At 43.3% G+C, this 15,756-nt stretch carries 18 protein-coding genes and 1 riboswitch; of the genes, 6 read left to right on the top strand and 12 right to left on the bottom strand.

What is annotated here, in order from left to right; all coding sequences use genetic code 11:
• Window positions 1–36: 36 nt before the first annotated feature.
• From gluQRS to QQL60_RS08085, 4 genes are all read right to left on the bottom strand, one after another.
• A complete protein-coding gene (gene gluQRS / locus QQL60_RS08100) occupies window positions 37–939 on the bottom strand; it encodes a tRNA glutamyl-Q(34) synthetase GluQRS (RefSeq protein ID WP_284723006.1) in 903 nt (300 codons plus the stop codon).
• A 26-nt stretch (window positions 940–965) separates the two neighbouring features.
• The gene (locus QQL60_RS08095) at window positions 966–1,244 is read right to left on the bottom strand and encodes a YrhK family protein (RefSeq protein WP_007146489.1); all 279 of its coding nucleotides are present in this window, start codon (window positions 1,242–1,244) and stop codon (window positions 966–968) included.
• Between the two features lie 109 nt (window positions 1,245–1,353).
• Complete coding sequence (locus QQL60_RS08090; protein WP_284723005.1) at window positions 1,354–1,749, bottom strand: YkvA family protein; 396 nt, start codon at window positions 1,747–1,749, stop codon at window positions 1,354–1,356.
• A 16-nt stretch (window positions 1,750–1,765) separates the two neighbouring features.
• On the bottom strand, window positions 1,766–2,521 hold the full coding sequence (locus tag QQL60_RS08085; RefSeq protein ID WP_007146486.1) for an endonuclease/exonuclease/phosphatase family protein: 756 nt from the start codon (window positions 2,519–2,521) through the stop codon (window positions 1,766–1,768).
• A 187-nt stretch (window positions 2,522–2,708) separates the two neighbouring features.
• On the opposite strand from QQL60_RS08085, the gene htpG reads away from it, so the two are divergent.
• The 3 genes from htpG to QQL60_RS08070 all read left to right on the top strand — a co-directional run bounded on the left by htpG (window position 2,709) and on the right by QQL60_RS08070 (window position 6,644).
• Window positions 2,709–4,616, top strand: coding sequence for a molecular chaperone HtpG (gene htpG, locus QQL60_RS08080; RefSeq protein ID WP_007146485.1), 1,908 nt, complete (start codon window positions 2,709–2,711; stop codon window positions 4,614–4,616).
• Window positions 4,617–4,757: 141 nt separating this feature from the next.
• Window positions 4,758–5,645, top strand: a complete 888-nt coding sequence (gene hslO, locus QQL60_RS08075; protein ID WP_284723004.1) for an Hsp33 family molecular chaperone HslO — start codon at window positions 4,758–4,760, stop codon at window positions 5,643–5,645.
• A 516-nt stretch (window positions 5,646–6,161) separates the two neighbouring features.
• A complete protein-coding gene (locus QQL60_RS08070) occupies window positions 6,162–6,644 on the top strand; it encodes an Hsp20 family protein (protein ID WP_348530027.1) in 483 nt (160 codons plus the stop codon).
• A 617-nt stretch (window positions 6,645–7,261) separates the two neighbouring features.
• On the opposite strand, the gene QQL60_RS08065 is transcribed toward QQL60_RS08070, so the two are convergent.
• The 7 genes from QQL60_RS08065 to QQL60_RS08035 all read right to left on the bottom strand — a co-directional run bounded on the left by QQL60_RS08065 (window position 7,262) and on the right by QQL60_RS08035 (window position 12,851).
• Entirely contained in the window at window positions 7,262–7,765 is a 504-nt protein-coding gene (locus QQL60_RS08065) for an HNH endonuclease (protein WP_284723003.1), read from the bottom strand.
• Window positions 7,766–8,100: 335 nt separating this feature from the next.
• Complete coding sequence (locus QQL60_RS08060) at window positions 8,101–9,276, bottom strand: AI-2E family transporter (RefSeq protein WP_284723002.1); 1,176 nt, start codon at window positions 9,274–9,276, stop codon at window positions 8,101–8,103.
• A 56-nt stretch (window positions 9,277–9,332) separates the two neighbouring features.
• Window positions 9,333–9,539, bottom strand: a complete 207-nt coding sequence (locus tag QQL60_RS08055) for a hypothetical protein (RefSeq protein ID WP_284723001.1) — start codon at window positions 9,537–9,539, stop codon at window positions 9,333–9,335.
• Between the two features lie 82 nt (window positions 9,540–9,621).
• Window positions 9,622–9,840, bottom strand: coding sequence for a hypothetical protein (locus QQL60_RS08050; protein ID WP_284723000.1), 219 nt, complete (start codon window positions 9,838–9,840; stop codon window positions 9,622–9,624).
• A gap of 44 nt (window positions 9,841–9,884) precedes the next feature.
• Complete coding sequence (locus QQL60_RS08045) at window positions 9,885–10,586, bottom strand: phytanoyl-CoA dioxygenase family protein (RefSeq protein WP_284722999.1); 702 nt, start codon at window positions 10,584–10,586, stop codon at window positions 9,885–9,887.
• 333 nt (window positions 10,587–10,919) lie between these two features.
• The gene (locus QQL60_RS08040; RefSeq protein WP_284722998.1) at window positions 10,920–11,318 is read right to left on the bottom strand and encodes a hypothetical protein; all 399 of its coding nucleotides are present in this window, start codon (window positions 11,316–11,318) and stop codon (window positions 10,920–10,922) included.
• A 564-nt stretch (window positions 11,319–11,882) separates the two neighbouring features.
• Window positions 11,883–12,851, bottom strand: coding sequence for a bifunctional methionine sulfoxide reductase B/A protein (locus QQL60_RS08035; protein WP_284722997.1), 969 nt, complete (start codon window positions 12,849–12,851; stop codon window positions 11,883–11,885).
• A 243-nt stretch (window positions 12,852–13,094) separates the two neighbouring features.
• Between QQL60_RS08035 and QQL60_RS08030 the strand changes: the two genes are divergently transcribed.
• The 3 genes from QQL60_RS08030 (at window position 13,095) to QQL60_RS08020 (ending at window position 14,659) form a co-directional block, all read left to right on the top strand.
• Window positions 13,095–13,259 carry a hypothetical protein gene (locus QQL60_RS08030; RefSeq protein ID WP_284722996.1) on the top strand — a complete coding sequence of 55 codons (165 nt, stop codon included), beginning with the start codon at window positions 13,095–13,097 and terminating at the stop codon, window positions 13,257–13,259.
• Window positions 13,229–13,522, top strand: coding sequence for an autotransporter domain-containing protein (locus QQL60_RS08025; protein WP_284722995.1), 294 nt, complete (start codon window positions 13,229–13,231; stop codon window positions 13,520–13,522). The genes QQL60_RS08030 and QQL60_RS08025 overlap by 31 nt, the downstream gene beginning before the upstream one ends.
• 162 nt (window positions 13,523–13,684) lie before the next feature.
• Complete coding sequence (locus QQL60_RS08020) at window positions 13,685–14,659, top strand: helix-turn-helix domain-containing protein (protein WP_284722994.1); 975 nt, start codon at window positions 13,685–13,687, stop codon at window positions 14,657–14,659.
• Here QQL60_RS08020 and QQL60_RS08015 read toward each other — a convergent pair.
• The gene (locus tag QQL60_RS08015; protein ID WP_284722993.1) at window positions 14,656–15,492 is read right to left on the bottom strand and encodes an alpha/beta hydrolase; all 837 of its coding nucleotides are present in this window, start codon (window positions 15,490–15,492) and stop codon (window positions 14,656–14,658) included. The two genes, QQL60_RS08020 and QQL60_RS08015, sit on opposite strands and share 4 nt — an antisense overlap.
• A 169-nt stretch (window positions 15,493–15,661) precedes the next feature.
• Window positions 15,662–15,741: riboswitch (cyclic di-GMP riboswitch) on the top strand.
• The last annotated feature ends 15 nt before the right edge of the window (window positions 15,742–15,756 follow it).

The following is a 15,756-nucleotide window of genomic DNA, read 5'->3' as shown; positions in this document are numbered from 1 at the left end:
ATGCTATTCACCTTAGCGGACAGGCGCTTACTTTCCTTAGCTTTTTTCACTGTTTTTTTGGATGATTTTTTTCTGAACTCCGGAGAGTTGCCAATGGGGCAATGCCCACTGCCATAAAGTTGAAACCGGCATCGCTGAAGACAGCGCTGTTACATCAAGCCCCAAAAAAAATAGGGCGTTAATTAACTGTGCAGTTGCCTCCTTGTCTTTGATTGCTGGTGCAGCGGTTTGTTTACTCAGCTTTTCACCTTGAGCATTTTTTACTAGAGGAATATGGGTATAGCTTGGTGTCGAAACACCTAGTTGCTGCTGCAGATAAATCTGGCGACTGGTCGAATTTAATAAATCTGCACCTCGAACAACATGAGTGATACCTTGCTCGGCATCATCCACTACCACGGCTAACTGATAGGCAAAGAGCCCGTCAGCGCGTTTTAATATAAAGTCACCAAAATCATTCTTTAGATGATGCTGGAAGTTACCATAGACCCGATCACTAAAAACCAGTCTGTCGCTATCTACTCGAAGTCGCCAGGCTATCTGTTGCCGGTGTGATGACAGACCATGTCTACATGAGCCTGGGTAGATAGGACCTTCTATTCCTGCATGGGCAATGTCGGCAATTTCGCGGCGGCTACAATTACAGGGATAGACACGTTGTTTATCAATGAGTTGGTCAAGATAAGATTGATATAAGTCACTACGTTGGCTTTGATAAACAACCTCTCCATCCCATTCAAAGCCATAACTTTCCAGCGTACGTAATATCTCATCTGCTGCGCCAGGCATTTCTCTGGGTTTATCCAGATCCTCCATTCGCAATAGCCATTTGCCTGACTGGGTTTTAGCCTCAAGATAGCTGGCAACAGCAGTGACCAGTGAACCAAAGTGTAGTGGTCCAGTGGGAGAGGGGGCATATCGCCCGATATAATCGGTCATCGTAGAATCTTATTGTTCGTTAACCACTATTTTTGCCACTCAGACTCAGGAATACGCTGCAGGTGAATATGAGAAGCTAAACGTAAAGTGGGCCGTAATAAAAACTGAAAACTACCAATAATGAAAAGCCATACTGCGGTATTTTCGTACTCGGGATACAGAAAGAGAATACTGCCGATCAAAAACCAGATAGCAATCAGAAAATCATTGAGAATACTAACCACTTCATAGCGTCGACGAATCTGTAATTGTTCGTGGCCTATAGTGAAGGTAATCGGATTATCGAGTTTTGTTGACTCAGACATTGGCACCTCAGATAAAGACGGTTTTTTTTCAAAGAAAAGTAATCGTTGATAGAGTTATAAACCGAATCATTAAATGAAAATTACCTTATCTCTGCAAGTTCATGCTGCCTTAAAAATACTGTTCAAAGTAGGGCCAGGCTAAAGAGAGTAGCCAAACAGCCAGCAAACACCAAATGATGATAATACCCCACACGATCCATCGGTTACGCGGCAGTTGGATAGAACGATGTTGTGCTTTTTCCTGACAATCGAGCCAAATGGCAGAGGGCATTAATCGAATAGCCAGCCAACAGCCGAGAGGTAACAGCAGAATTTCATCCAACCAGCCTAAGACGGGAATAAAATCAGGAATCAGATCAATCGGGCTGACGGCATAAGCGATGACAAGACTAATAATGATTTTACTCAGCAACGGAACATCTGGACGCTGATAGGCGATAAACAATGCGGTAATTTGGGTTTTTAATGCAGTTGCCCATTTTCTGAGCTGTTCGATGATTTTCATCCTTAAAGCTATCGACTCAGGGTAAGTCAAAAGCAGCGATAAGTGGTGCGTGATCGGATAATTGGTTCCATGCCGAATGCGGTGGTCTGCCACATAATGTCGGCTCCATGCCCCGATAATAAATACGATCCATTTTCAACATTGGCATCCATGAGGGCCAGGTTCGCGCATAGCGATTATGCAGGGTACGGTAAGCTTCTTTTAAATCCAGACGCTGTGCCAGACGCTTTTCAGCCTGACCAGTCCAGTCATTAAAATCACCGGCGACAATGAGTGGTGCGCTATCCGGTACATGCGCCTGTATACGATCACATAACAAGCCAAATTGCTTGCGACGTTCTATACCGGTTAAACCCAGGTGAATACAAATGATATGCAAAATCTCATCTGACCAGGGCAATTGAATTTCGCCATGTAACAGACTACGGCTGGCCCAACTGAATGGAGAGACATTGATATTTTCCCAGCTGACAAGTGGATATTTGCTGAGAATAGCATTGCCATGGTGGCCGACTTCATAAATGGCATTCTTGCCGTAAGCATGATGAGGCCAAACATCTTTTGCCAAAAACTCAGAGTGTAAACCTTCCGGCCAAGCGTCATGAGTTAAACCATGTTTACTGTGCTCGCCCTGAATCTCCTGCAGCAGCATGATATCGGCATTGGTTTCCACCAAGGCATCTCGGATCGGATGCAACGTGAATTGGCGGTTACTGGTGTTAAAGCCTTTATGCAAATTGTAGGTCAGAATGCGGAGCTGGTTTTTCGACATGTATGTAGAATCCAATGTACTTGTGTCAACCGAGCACTATCCGGCTTTAGAAAATTATTCACTATTATGGTTGGCTGGGAAGAAAAATCCAAGTGACAGATATTCATCATTTGCTCTTGATTTTAAAAAAGCCGACCCCATCTGCTTCCCATGTCCAAACAAATAGCCATACGGAGGCATTTTTTCAATGAGTGTTGATGCACATAAGGAAACGCTAGGTTTTCAAACTGAAGTCAAACAACTATTGAATCTGATGATTCACTCTTTGTACTCCAATAAAGAGATCTTTTTACGTGAATTAGTTTCAAACGCGGCCGATGCAGCTGATAAATTGCGTTTTGAAGCGTTATCAGACGATGCACTTTATGAAGATGATGCGGAATTAAAAATTCGTGTCGAGTTTGATAAAGATAAAAATACCGTCACTATCAGTGATAACGGTATTGGTATGACGCGTGAAGAAGTGATTGAAAATATCGGCACCATTGCTCGCAGTGGTACTCGTAAGTTTTTTGAAAAGCTCACAGGCGATCAAAGTAAAGATTCACAATTAATTGGTCAGTTCGGTGTCGGTTTCTATTCTGCCTTTATCGTGGCTGACAAAGTGACATTACGAACACGCCGTGCTGGTCTGACGGCTGAGCACGGTGTGCAGTGGGAATCTGCCGGTGAAGGTGAGTTCACCATTGAAACCATCGAAAAACCACAACGCGGTACAGAAATCGTGCTGCATCTTCGTGAAGGTGAAGAAGAGTTCGCTAACGGCTGGCGTCTGCGTAATATCATCACCAAGTACTCAGACCACATCAACCTGCCGATTGTGATGGCAAAAGAGCCATTACCGAACGAAGATGGCGAAATTGATGAAGCCGATAAAGGTGATGAAACCATCAACAAAGCGACAGCCTTATGGTCTCTGTCGAAAAATGACATCACCGATGATCAGTACAAAGAGTTCTACAAACAAATCGCTCACGACTATCAGGACCCCATGCTGTGGAGTCATAACAAAGTCGAAGGCAATATCGAATACACCTCACTGCTCTACATTCCGTCAAAAGCCCCATTTGATTTGTGGGACCGTGACCGCATGCACGGCATCAAGCTGTATGTAAAACGCGTCTTTATCATGGAAGACAGCGAACAATTGATGCCACGTTACCTGCGCTTTATTCGTGGTGTGGTGGATACCAATGACTTGCCACTGAATGTGTCACGTGAAATTCTGCAAAGCAGCAAAACCATTGACACCATTCGTGCCGCGTCAGTGAAAAAAGTTCTGAGCGAACTGAGTAAACTGGCGAAAAACGAACCTGAGCAATATGCTGAGTTCTGGAAAGAATTTGGTCAGGTGTTAAAAGAAGGTCCGGGCGAAGACTTTGCTAATAAAGAAACATTGGCGAAACTATTCCGTTTTGCCACTACCGAATCTGGCTCGTCAGACCAAACGGTTTCTCTGGAAGACTACGTCAGCCGGATGAAAGACAAGCAAGAGAAGATTTACTACATCACTGCAGAAAGCTACGCGGCAGCGAAAAACAGCCCGCATCTGGAAGTTTTCCGTAAGAAAGGTATTGAAGTCTTATTGCTGACGGATCGTGTCGATGAATGGTTAGTGAATTCTCTGACTGAGTTTGATGATAAACACCTGCAATCAGTCGCTAAAGGTGACCTGGACTTAGGTGAGCTGGAAGACGAAGAAGAGAAAAAAGCGCACGAAGAAACCGATAAAAACTTCGAAGACTTAGTGGAAAGAGTGAAAAAATCACTGGAAGACAAAGTCAAAGATGTACGTATCACGCATCGTTTAACAGACTCTCCAGCCTGTTTAGTCGCTGATAACTACGATATGAGTATGAATCTTGAGCGTATGTTAAAAGCAGCCGGTCAGGATGTGGCAGGGACTAAACCGATTATGGAGCTGAACCCTGAGCATCCGATGGTCGTGAAACTGAAAGATGAATCCGATGAAAGTCGCTTTACCGACTGGACATCGATTCTGTTTGACCAGGCATTATTGGCAGAAGGTGGGCAACTGGAAGATCCAGCCACCTATGTCAAACGTATCAACGAGATTTTGTTGAAGATTGCTTAGTTAAACACCGCAGATGCGATAGAATAGCCGGGCAAACATTTGTCCGGCTTTTTTATTGGATGAGCGAAATGTCATTATTTCGTTTTAGCCATTTGTCGTATGACACCCATTCCCAAACTTAAAGAAATAGGTATCACAGCAGTGAAATCAGATTGTTTACAACGTTTTATTTTTGACAATGCAGCGATTCGCGGTGAGTGGGTCAACTTGCAGGAAAGTTGGCAGGAAGTGTTAAATCGCCGTGACTACCCTCAAGCCTTACGCAATGTCTTAGGTGAAATGATGGGGGCGGCAGCACTGTTAGCCGCCACAGTCAAAATCACTGGCCGACTGGTATTACAAGTGCGTTCTGAAGGCCCTGTTTCATTGATGATGGTGGAATGCACCAGTAAAGATACCTTACGTGCACTCGCTCAGTGGGATGGGGAGATCGCCGACGATGCCAGCCTGACTGATATGATGGGTGGCGGTACCTTAGCAATTACCATTGAGCAGGAAGGAGCCAAACAACCTTATCAGGGCGTAGTCAGTCTGCAAGGTGTTAACTTAGCTGAAACCCTGGAAAACTACTTCGAAAACTCCGAGCAATTAGCCACTAAAATCTGGCTGTCAGCGAATGAACATAATGTCGCAGGCTTATTCTTGCAGCAGCTACCCAGCGAAGAAAATCAACGTGAAGATGCTCAGGAAGACTGGTTCCGTATCAGTCAACTGGCAAGCACGATTACCGATGAAGAATTGCTGACATTAGAGTCAGAAACTTTATTACATCGTTTATTCCATGAGGAACAAGTCAGACTGTTCGAACCAACTGATTTACGTTTCTCCTGCACCTGCTCACGTCAGCGCGTAGAAGAAACCATCGCCATGTTAGGGCAGGAAGAGGCCGATGATATTATCGTCACCGAAGGTGAGATCGAAGTCGCCTGTGAATTCTGTAATCAGCATTACACCTTTGATAAAGTCGATGTCGCCAAGTTATTTAATGACACCGTCGCTTCAGCAAGTGAACCCAATACGTTGCACTAAGCACTAGGGTTTAAGAATTAGTGGATGATAAAAGAGGGGAGTGAGCCGAAGCTAACTCCCTTTTTTTATAAGCTAAATGCGGTAGGTTAGGTTGAGAAAAGAAACCAAATGGATAGTTTCTTATTTTTAAATCACAGGCTGCCGCGAGGCGTTCATTTATTTTGCTTGCCCAAAATAAACGAACCAAACAAAAGGGCACCCAATATTGCCTTTGATCCAAACATTAGCCTTGTTTGATGGCGTGGTCGATAACTCCCTTCGGTCAGACACTCGACCACTTAATCCATCAACCAACCCTAATTTTTGGCGGCAATAGACGGGAGAATGGAAGCTTTTCATATCCCCTTTGTGCTGACAAGTGCATTGCCATTTTCACATTGACCAGATAAAAATTTCATAAAAAGACTTGAACTCTGCTGGGTCAAACCTTATTAAAAATAACGTGAGAGGCTGCCATGAAGGGGCCCTCACCATTGATTGTTTTTGTTTTATATTGCTTCTAACGGAGGATATACCATGAATGCAATTGACCTAACCCCTCTTTATCGTAGTAGTGTTGGTTTTGATCGTTTGGGATCACTGATTAACCATGCACTCACTGCAGACTCCACTTCCAGTGGATACCCTCCCTACAATATCGAGCTTATTGAGGACAACCGCTATGCCATCACACTAGCCGTTGCCGGCTTTACCCAAGAGGAGCTTGATATTCAGGTTGAAAATGGTGTGCTGACTGTAAGAGGTGAAAAAGCGGCTAAAGAAGAGCGTAAATACCTCCATCAAGGTATTGCTTATCGTTCATTTGAACGTAAGTTCAACCTTGCTGATTACGTCGAAGTGACTGGCGCTGATCTTTCCAACGGCTTACTGACTATCAGCCTTGTGAAAGAAATTCCTGAAGCGATGAAGCCTAAATCGATTCCGATTAATCAAACGGTTAACAAAGCTTTGGAACATGATGTGGAAGATAAAAAAGCCGACACTTCTAAAGCAGCCTAACTCATCCGGGGTGCGCGCAAGCGCACCCTTCTTTAAACTATAAGAGAATATGTTAATCTGTATAATGGTTTGATTTTTATAATAAAAACTATGGGGTATGTAGGTTGGGTAGAGGAACGAAACCCAACGAATAGTTTCTTTGTTTAAAACGACAAGCTGCCGCAAGGCGTTCATTTAATTTGATTCGTGACATCCATGTCACTCACCCTACGGGCGCCTCTGGCGTCCAAATTCGTTCCAGACGAATTTGTGCATGCCCAAAATAAACGAACCAAACAAAAGGGCACCCGATATTGCCTTATCTCTAAAAACTTACTGTATTTTATGGCGTGAACACCAACTCGCTTCGCTCAAACACGTGTCCACTTAACCCATAAAATACAGTAAATTTTTAGCGGTAATAGACGGGGGAAGAGGAGCTTTTCAAAGTCCTGATTTGTACTGAGAGGTTCAACTTAATTCCAATAGCTTTTTATGCTACAAGTATGTTTGATTCTTCATATTGCCAGTTATATTATTTCTCAAAAAATCAAACGCTCTGATCGCATTGGTTTCTTAACTATAAAGCTGGTGCATGCACCCTCTGATATTTATAGTTCATTTAGTCATAGAGTTCTCTAATCAATTGTCTCGCGTGCTTCTTCATCGATCTGGCGAAAAACCCATGCCCAAGTAGCAGGGTTGATCTTTCCTTGACCCCAATGGGTACTGGTCTTTTGAAATATTTGCTGAGCGACGTCCATAACTTTTTTCATGAGCTCATCAGTATTCGTGAGTCCAGAGAACGGTTTTTCACCATAAACAAATTCGTACTCGCGAATTCCGCGCTCAAGCCAATAAGTGCCATAAAAGCTAACAGCGTGAGCTCGAAGCCATACCCACATGAACTCAGGATCATTAACATTTGGGGCTTCCGCATGACACTGAGCACATAAGAGCACTAGGTTGCTAGGGCTTTCATCTCCACCAAGGGAACGTGGAATAATATGGCAACGTTGAAGCATTCGTTTATGCGCACAACGCCAACAAAGTTTTTCTGCTTCTCTCCAATCGACGGACAGACCACATTCGCTTTGGTGACCTATCCAATAATTAACAATTTCGCGATGAGTAGTTTCCATAATTCCTGATTCTCTTTTGAATCAATAGCTATTAAAATTAATAGAACCAATAGGGTCAGAGCATTTGATTTTTGCATAATCAGACAAATGGTTTCCAAGCCTTATTGCCATCTATCTTGTCTCTTTATTTCATTTTCGAATGCCGACGAAAAAGATTTCATTTTTGCTTTTAATAGTCTTCTGCGGCCTTCTTCTGTTCGCGTATAAATTAACTCAGATAAACACACATTCTTTTGCCAAGACTTATAACCAATAGTGTCAGAGTGTTTGATTTTGTTTCTTGATTTCAAGCTTCTCTTTCCCGACGCTATCTCTATTTTTCCTCTAGTCTCACATCAGGTTTCTGTCTCGGCATTTTCTGGATGAAAATTTTCACTACCCCGTGCCGAGAGAAAAGTACCAAATGCCTGTAAGCTGGGGATATGTTCGCAAAAGGTGCGAACAGCAACCAATAATGGCACTGCTACTAACATACCCACAATCGACCACAGCCAGGCCCATAATGCGACCGAGAGGAAAATCACGACGGGGTTCATTTCTAAACGCCGACCAACGAAATATGGTGTGGCAATCTGCCCTTCAAAAATAGTTAGGATCAAATAAGTGAGGGCCGGAAGCAGTGCGGTACCGGTATGGTCAAAGGTAAGCAATCCCACGAGAGCCGCGATCACAACGCCGACAATAGCACCAAGGTAAGGCACAAAATTAAAGGCGAACGCTAACACTCCGAATAAGATGGCATTTGGCATGCCCAGTAGCCACATTGATACTCCAACCGCTATACCAAGCACAGCATTAATAAGGGTGATAGTGAATAAGTAATTCGACAACTTACGTTCAATGTCATAGCTAATTTTGATCGCGTTACGTTTATCTTTAAACGTCGGCATGATGTGTACTAGCTTTTCGTAAAACATATCACCTGAGGCCAGCAGAAAGAACAGCAACACTAGGGTGAATACCATTTGCGCCAGAATTTCAGGCACCGAAGTAGCGAGTTTGACAAGCACTCCTGGCTCGCGTGGTGAGACTTTCTGTACTTGCTCTGTCTCGTTTTCTAGTGAAGCGATCTGCTCAATCTGTTTACCAGCATCAATGACTTCTTTTGCTGACTGGTTGGCACCACGCAATTTCTGTTCTATTTTAAAGCCGATGGTGGGGGCTTCTTTAATCCAACGCTGTACAGGATCAGCGAGCGTACTTAAGCCCAAGCCTATTAGCGTCATCAATCCGCATACAATAATAAAAGCGGAGATAGCTGGTGGTAGCCGTCTGCGTTCAAGGAAACGTCGCACCGGACTAAATACCAGTGCCAATAACACACCAAGCGCTACCGGCACGAGAAAATCACGAGCGTGAGCAATACTGGCCAGTAACAGCAGTAAAAATATACCGACTACAGCCCAGTGCGAACTCGACTTAAATATGGTGGTAGCAGGTATATCGTTTGACAGTAATTCGGGGCTGGCATCTGCTGGCATGGCGTGGTTATTTTGTATATCGTCTGACATGTCAGCCTTGCCTCAAGTCGAAATCAATTGGTTTATAGTGTTTGAATGTTTGATTATTAATCATCAGAACAATAACCTTTTGCTACATTCTGAATAAATAAAGACAGAAGAAAAATTACAAAAAAGGTTGCTCCCATTTTGCTCAAGATGACAAACACGGGTGGAGATGCCCAAATTGCTCCAATGACGCAAACTGCCACCAATACGATAGAAACAATCGCAGATATAGCAGACCAAAATCTAAATTTTTGTGCAGATGTCATTTGATTCCTTGTTATGCATTATGTTCACTTCCTTCATCAATACGGCACTTGTTTATGCCTATAACTTTTTTCAGACTCAAAATTAATCGTCACTTTGATTTTCAGAACAAAGTCCTTTAGCTAAATTTTGTATGGATAGAGAAAGTAGAAAAATAACAAAAAATGATGCCCCAACCCTGACGAATACATCAGATAGTGGCATAGCTGTCCAAACCGCACCGATTACAGAAACTGCCATCAAAATGATTGAGATAATCGCAACGACAGTGGACCAAAATTTGAGCTTTTCTAATGATTTCATCTAATTCCTTATCAGGACTGTGTCCATTTTGGAGCATGCCAGTGTTAAGTCCATGCTAGCCCGATTGGTAACTGAAAGCTACTGTACTCTATATGAACAATACGACGGTGATTTGGCTCTGTGCCTTTGCTTGATGAATGCAGTAAATGTGGCCGCATCACTAATAAGTCTCCCGATTTAGCTGAGCAGATATATGCTTCTGATTCAGCAACAATACGATCTTGTTCATTTTTGCTGAGAATGCCCAATTTATGACTCTTAGGTATTACTTTTAGGCAGCCATTGCTCTCATTCGCATCATCTAGATGAATGCGGAAAGTTACCATTTCCTCCAAGACATTTAGCTTAGGTTGAACATGGTGAACCCCATCTTTCAAAGTCCAAGGCCCCCAACCATCAACCTCCTTCTTGTCACTAACTGAAATTGTCTTATCTTGATGCCAAGTAACAAGCCAGTTCTTATCGGCCGTTTTATCAAAGACAATAACTCGCACTACTTCAGGTTTTCCTGTGAGATAAATCCTGGCCTTTTCTAGAAGCAAGTCTGACTCGACGAGATTTCTAACAGAGCTGAGTTTCTTCTCAGCGTTGCGAATTCCATGTTTCGGGAAGTCTGAATCTAACGCTTCAATCTCAGTAGTTATTTCATTAATAGAGTCGTTACATAGAAAGCTAGAGTGCATCTCAAATCCATTTTCTTCGATGCCCAAATTTAACTCCACTCTCAAAGCCTTTAACTCCGCCATAAAACGCTGCCGAAGCAACGCGAAGGCAGTCCGGTGGAGGCCGTGCTTTTCGTGGCCGTAACGAATTTAATGGCCTTGTTATAAGGGGTTGGCACATCAGCCCTCATTGCTAGTTTCACCGCCGCGCCTGCTCGTTACCCAACGGTAGATAATCAGCGAGAGGCTAACCAACAAGCAGATAGAAGAGATCTTAAAAACCAACTGTATTCCGGTGTTTGGGCAGCCCCACATACAGGTCGACAAAAGCCCTGCTAAAGAAAGCCTAAGAAACAGAGCGTTGGCTATTACAGAAACAAAATACTTCATAGCTACCAGTACTTATAACAGTGTGTTTTATAGCTTTGCGTATTTGTATGCACACCAACATCCTAAAACAACCGCAGTTGAACAATAGCCAAACATCAGAAAGCTTTGCAACGACGGCGCAAGCCACAATGTTACGGGCAGTGCGCCAAGCAAGCCAAGAATTGTCAGTGGGAAAAAGCCCAGCCTTTGATAGCGCAGAAGAACCAAAACTGCAGGAACACCCAGAACGACGACTAACGGATATGCGATAAGTAGGCCGACAACTGAAACAAACAGGGCAGACACAATGGCACCCTGCCAGTCTGAATCAGCACCCTGGAATAGCACATTAACCAGCGTTGCCAGAACGATGGCAGGCACAAGAGCCAGCGGGCCAACAGCAACCGCAAAAATATTCCTTCTTGTCGTCTCTGAGAAAGTGTTCATTTCTTCATTCGCTATAACAGTGTCTTTTATGAAGCCTCTGGCTTCATAATAAATATTAAAGAAGTCGCTCTGTAATACTGGTTTAGATTTCTTAAGTATCTGTTTATTAATAAAAACGCGATTATTTTTTTGGGAAATAGAGCCGGAATGGTGAGCTTGGCTGGAAAAATAAAGCCAACTTATTAGTATTCATGAAACCTTCCATATTTTCTGAATTAAGTTTAACTCTGACTTATTTTGTGTTTTCTGGCAATAGCTTAAATACAAACTCACTAGCGTTTTTTGTCAAGCCAAAGAAAGGGAAGCGAAGTGCTTTATTGTTAGGCATAAAAAGGGCACCCAGCACTGTAGGTTGGGTTGAGGTACGAAACCCAAAATATATATTCAAGTATAGGATTTGTTGGGTTTCACAGGTTCTACCCAACCTACGTTTTTAAGCAAATTTATTTTTCGGTCAAATGCTAGTGGACTAGCTCTTAGTTGTGATGCTTAAGGTCTGGAAAATAGATAGGCATACAAAAGGGCATCCAGATTGGATGCCCGAGTGTGTGATTTATCTAAGCTTTACTTTTTCAACTTCCAGTCTTTACGAATCCAATGACATGTATAGCCATTCGGATAATGTTGTAAATAGTCCTGGTGTTCGGGTTCGGCCTCGTAAAATGGTCCGGCTTTGGTGACTTCGGTAGTGATGGGGCTGGGGAGAATGCCGCTGGCATCGAGTTCTTTTATTAACTCATTAGCGACTTTGGCTTGTTCACTATTTTCCACAAAAATAGCCGAGCGGTAACTGTCACCGATATCATTTCCCTGGCGGTTTTTGGTGGTGGAGTCATGCACCATAAAGAAAAACTCCAGGATGTCACGATAGCTGGTTTGTGAAGAATCAAACATCACTTCAATCGCCTCAGCATGTCCGGTGTCGCCTTGTTTGACAACTTTATAGGTGACATCAGGTACATGGCCGCCGGTGTAGCCAACGCGGGTATTGATCACGCCGGGTTGATGACGGAATAATTCTTCCATTCCCCAGAAGCAGCCACCGGCTAAGATGGCGGTTTCAATGGTGTCGGTATCCGTTGATTCGTCATTATCAAACAAGGGCAGGTAGTCAGCATAACCTTCAGCGGCTAACTGGTCTTTTGGAATAAAACGTAAGCTGGCCGAGTTAATACAGTAACGCAAACCACCCTGTTCTTCAGGGCCATCAGGGAATACATGACCCAGGTGCGAGTCACCGAATTTTGAACGCACCTCGGTTCTGACCATTCCTAGTGTGTTATCACTATGCTCAGTGATATTATTGGCGTCGAGTGGACGTGTAAAGCTGGGCCAGCCAGACATCGAGTCGTATTTATCTAATGAGGTAAATAAGGGCTCGCCAGAGACCACATCGACATAGAGGCCCGGTTCTTTATTATCCCAGTAGGCATTGTTAAACGGAGGTTCAGTGCCACATTGCTGAGTGACGTGATATTGCAGTTCATCAAGCTCAGAAATGGCCGCGTCGTTTTTATGATATATCTTCGTCATATTCGTCCTTTGATTATTTTGCTGTAGGTGTATTGACACATAATGGCTGTGAAAGTGGCATAAATAAACAGAAATAACCAAGAATAAAGCGTCATCTTTTTGGGCAGGCCCTTATGATTTTATTTGAAATGCGGTTTGATTCTGATCGCTTTTTTCATTTCAGCGTCAAGATTTGCCATAATTTGTATTTGCTTTATATCCTTCTACCATCGTATATCGATTGAGTTCGCTGACATATCATCTATGTCAGTTTTAAACAGTGAGTGTGTTTTGTTACCTGATCTTCGTACTATCATCCTTGTTCTGGTTATTACATTGTTTATTTCTGCCATTGCTTCTTTCTTTTTACTGCTTCGTAAGGGTATTGATGTCAGCTTATGGCACAAACTGATATCGACCACCAGTTAAATGATAAGACCACCTTACTAGCGAATATGGGTATCGGTTATGACCTCATCAATGACGATACCAGTATGACGGCATCGTATACCGGTGGTGGTACTGCCTTCACAACAGAAGGTATTGACCCTTCACCGTGGTTAGCCAGAGCGGGTGTCGTTGCCACCTTTAACATAAACGACTACACCGATATCACGGCTCAATATGATGTTGAAGGTCGTGAAGACTTTTTAAATCAAACGGCTTCTGTGAAATTACGTTTGTCGTTCTAAGCTAAATTTAATCGCCCAAGATAAAAAGCCTCGGCAGATTCTGCTGAGGCTTTTTTGTTTTATATGCCATAAGTAATTGAATTAAGGTATATTCATTGCCTACCTTCTTTTATGGCTTTTTCTTCGTATGCTTAGTTCATATACCTGTGCCAACACATTAATATGATACCGACACAAGCGCTTGTGTATTGTGATCAGCCTTTGTTTGATGCTTATGAACAGCAGCTTGTGCAAGATTGGTTACCGATTGAGATTAACCAGTTATCCGCAGGTCAGTTTTATGGGCACTACCGTGAAGTGGGTAATGAGGCGTTCAGAGTGGTGTTCGAGCAGCAAAATCAGGTCGTACATAAACGCGCCATCATCGAAAAAGACTTTTGTACCATCTCCTTCGAACGTACCACACAAAATCAGGTACGAGTATCTGAATATAATGCCTTTGAGAATTCACTATTTTTCTTGCCAGCTAATGTTGAAGTCGATATCCAGGCTGAGGGAAATGCTGAAACGGTCTATTTTCGATTCGAACAATCGGCCTTACTTGAGTCTGCCAGAGCGATGAATCCACGGCAGTGGGAAATGCCTGTGGACAGTGTTTTAGTATTTGATGGTGTAAATCGACAACCGTTAGAGCTGTTTACTGATTACCTATATCAATTATCAGCGATGTCTTCGGATGACCGTCAGCCAGAGCAGCAAAAACATTTAAATACTTCTGTGATGGAACATGTGCTGCTGTCATTAGATTCATCCTTACTTTTTGATGGGCAAGAAACTGATGTCGTGGCACGGCGAAGAGCGGCTAAATCAGTGAGATTAGCTATCGACTATATTCACGCTAAGCTGGACAGTCATATTTGCCCAACCATTATCGATATTTGTAAAGATGTCTGTATCAGTCAGCGTAACTTGCAGTATCACTTTAAAAAAGTAATGGGCATCACCCCTAATGCCTACCTTTATCGCTTGAGGTTAAATCGAGTGCGATCCCAATTGCTCAGGCCTACAGATATTAATATGACGGTGACGCAAGTAGCCAGCGACTGGCACTTCTGGCATTTAGGGCGGTTTTCCAATGATTATCTACAGTTATTTGGCGAGCTACCGTCAGCGACATTACGTCGAGCATTTAATTAAGGGGCAGGTTTCTTAGCGGCAGATATTTCCTGCAATAGCTCTGGCCAGTGCTCAACCCAGCAGCAATGATGAGTCATACCGGTGATTACTCTTACAGTGGGGCGCTTTGATTGAGGAAAATGTTGCTGGTATGCGTTAGCCACAGCAACGGGCATGATCTTATCTTCACTCCCCACAAAATGAATTTGTGGAATGGCCTGTAATGAAGGCCACTGGTCTGCTGGATTTAATGAGCCTGTTAACGGAGAAATATGCTGTAATGTCGTCCAGTAATCAGTATCAATATTACCTGCCACAGTGACTAACTGAGAAACATCGTCTCGCTCAGCCGCTAATAACGTCGCGACAGCACCCCCCCCAGAGTAACCAATAAGCCGTAAAGAAGAAGCCTGATATTGGGCTTTTAACTTATCCACGGCTTGATTCATCGCTTGTAATACCTCAGGAGAAAAGCGGGCTGAAGTCCACAGACGCTGTTCACAGCCTCCAGACCACACATATTGGCATGGGCGGGCCAGATAGACGGCATGGTTATCGAGAAGTGCGAGCTTGAGTGTTAATGGATCGATAGGGGTCGGATCTGAAGACATTTTCCGTCGACTCAGCCAGGCTAAACCATCACCTTCTATGTAAATGGTTAACTCTTCGGACGGTGAGATTTTTTCAGGGATAAAGCTTTGCAAGTTAAATGAGGCTGTAGTGATGATCTGGGATTTCCAGCCATTGAGCTGAGCTAAACGAACTGCCGTATCAGTGCGGTTTTGTGTGGTGGGTATGGATGAGCAGGCCTGTAATATCAAAAAAAGCAGGCAAATAAAGTAACGAAAAACCAAAATAGCTATCCCTTATTATTCCGTCTTAGGTATGTGAAAGCACATCATATACGAGTCAGAAAATATTATCCTCAATGCCCGTCTCTCATTAATTTATACGTTTGCGAAAATCGGATAGTGCCGTTGTAGCTGTCTCTATATCATCAATCCTGGCTGGGTTGGATGCCCATATCATTATTGCCAAACTCAGCGTGAGCTGAGGACGGAAAGCTACAGACCTTAAGCTCTTAAGGTGGCTGAGTTACATAGACCGAGAGAGACTCA

This window comes from Methylophaga thalassica, assembly GCF_030159795.1.
GTDB classification, from domain to species: Bacteria; Pseudomonadota; Gammaproteobacteria; order Nitrosococcales; family Methylophagaceae; genus Methylophaga; species Methylophaga thalassica.
This window is presented reverse-complemented; position numbering and strand designations above follow the sequence as displayed.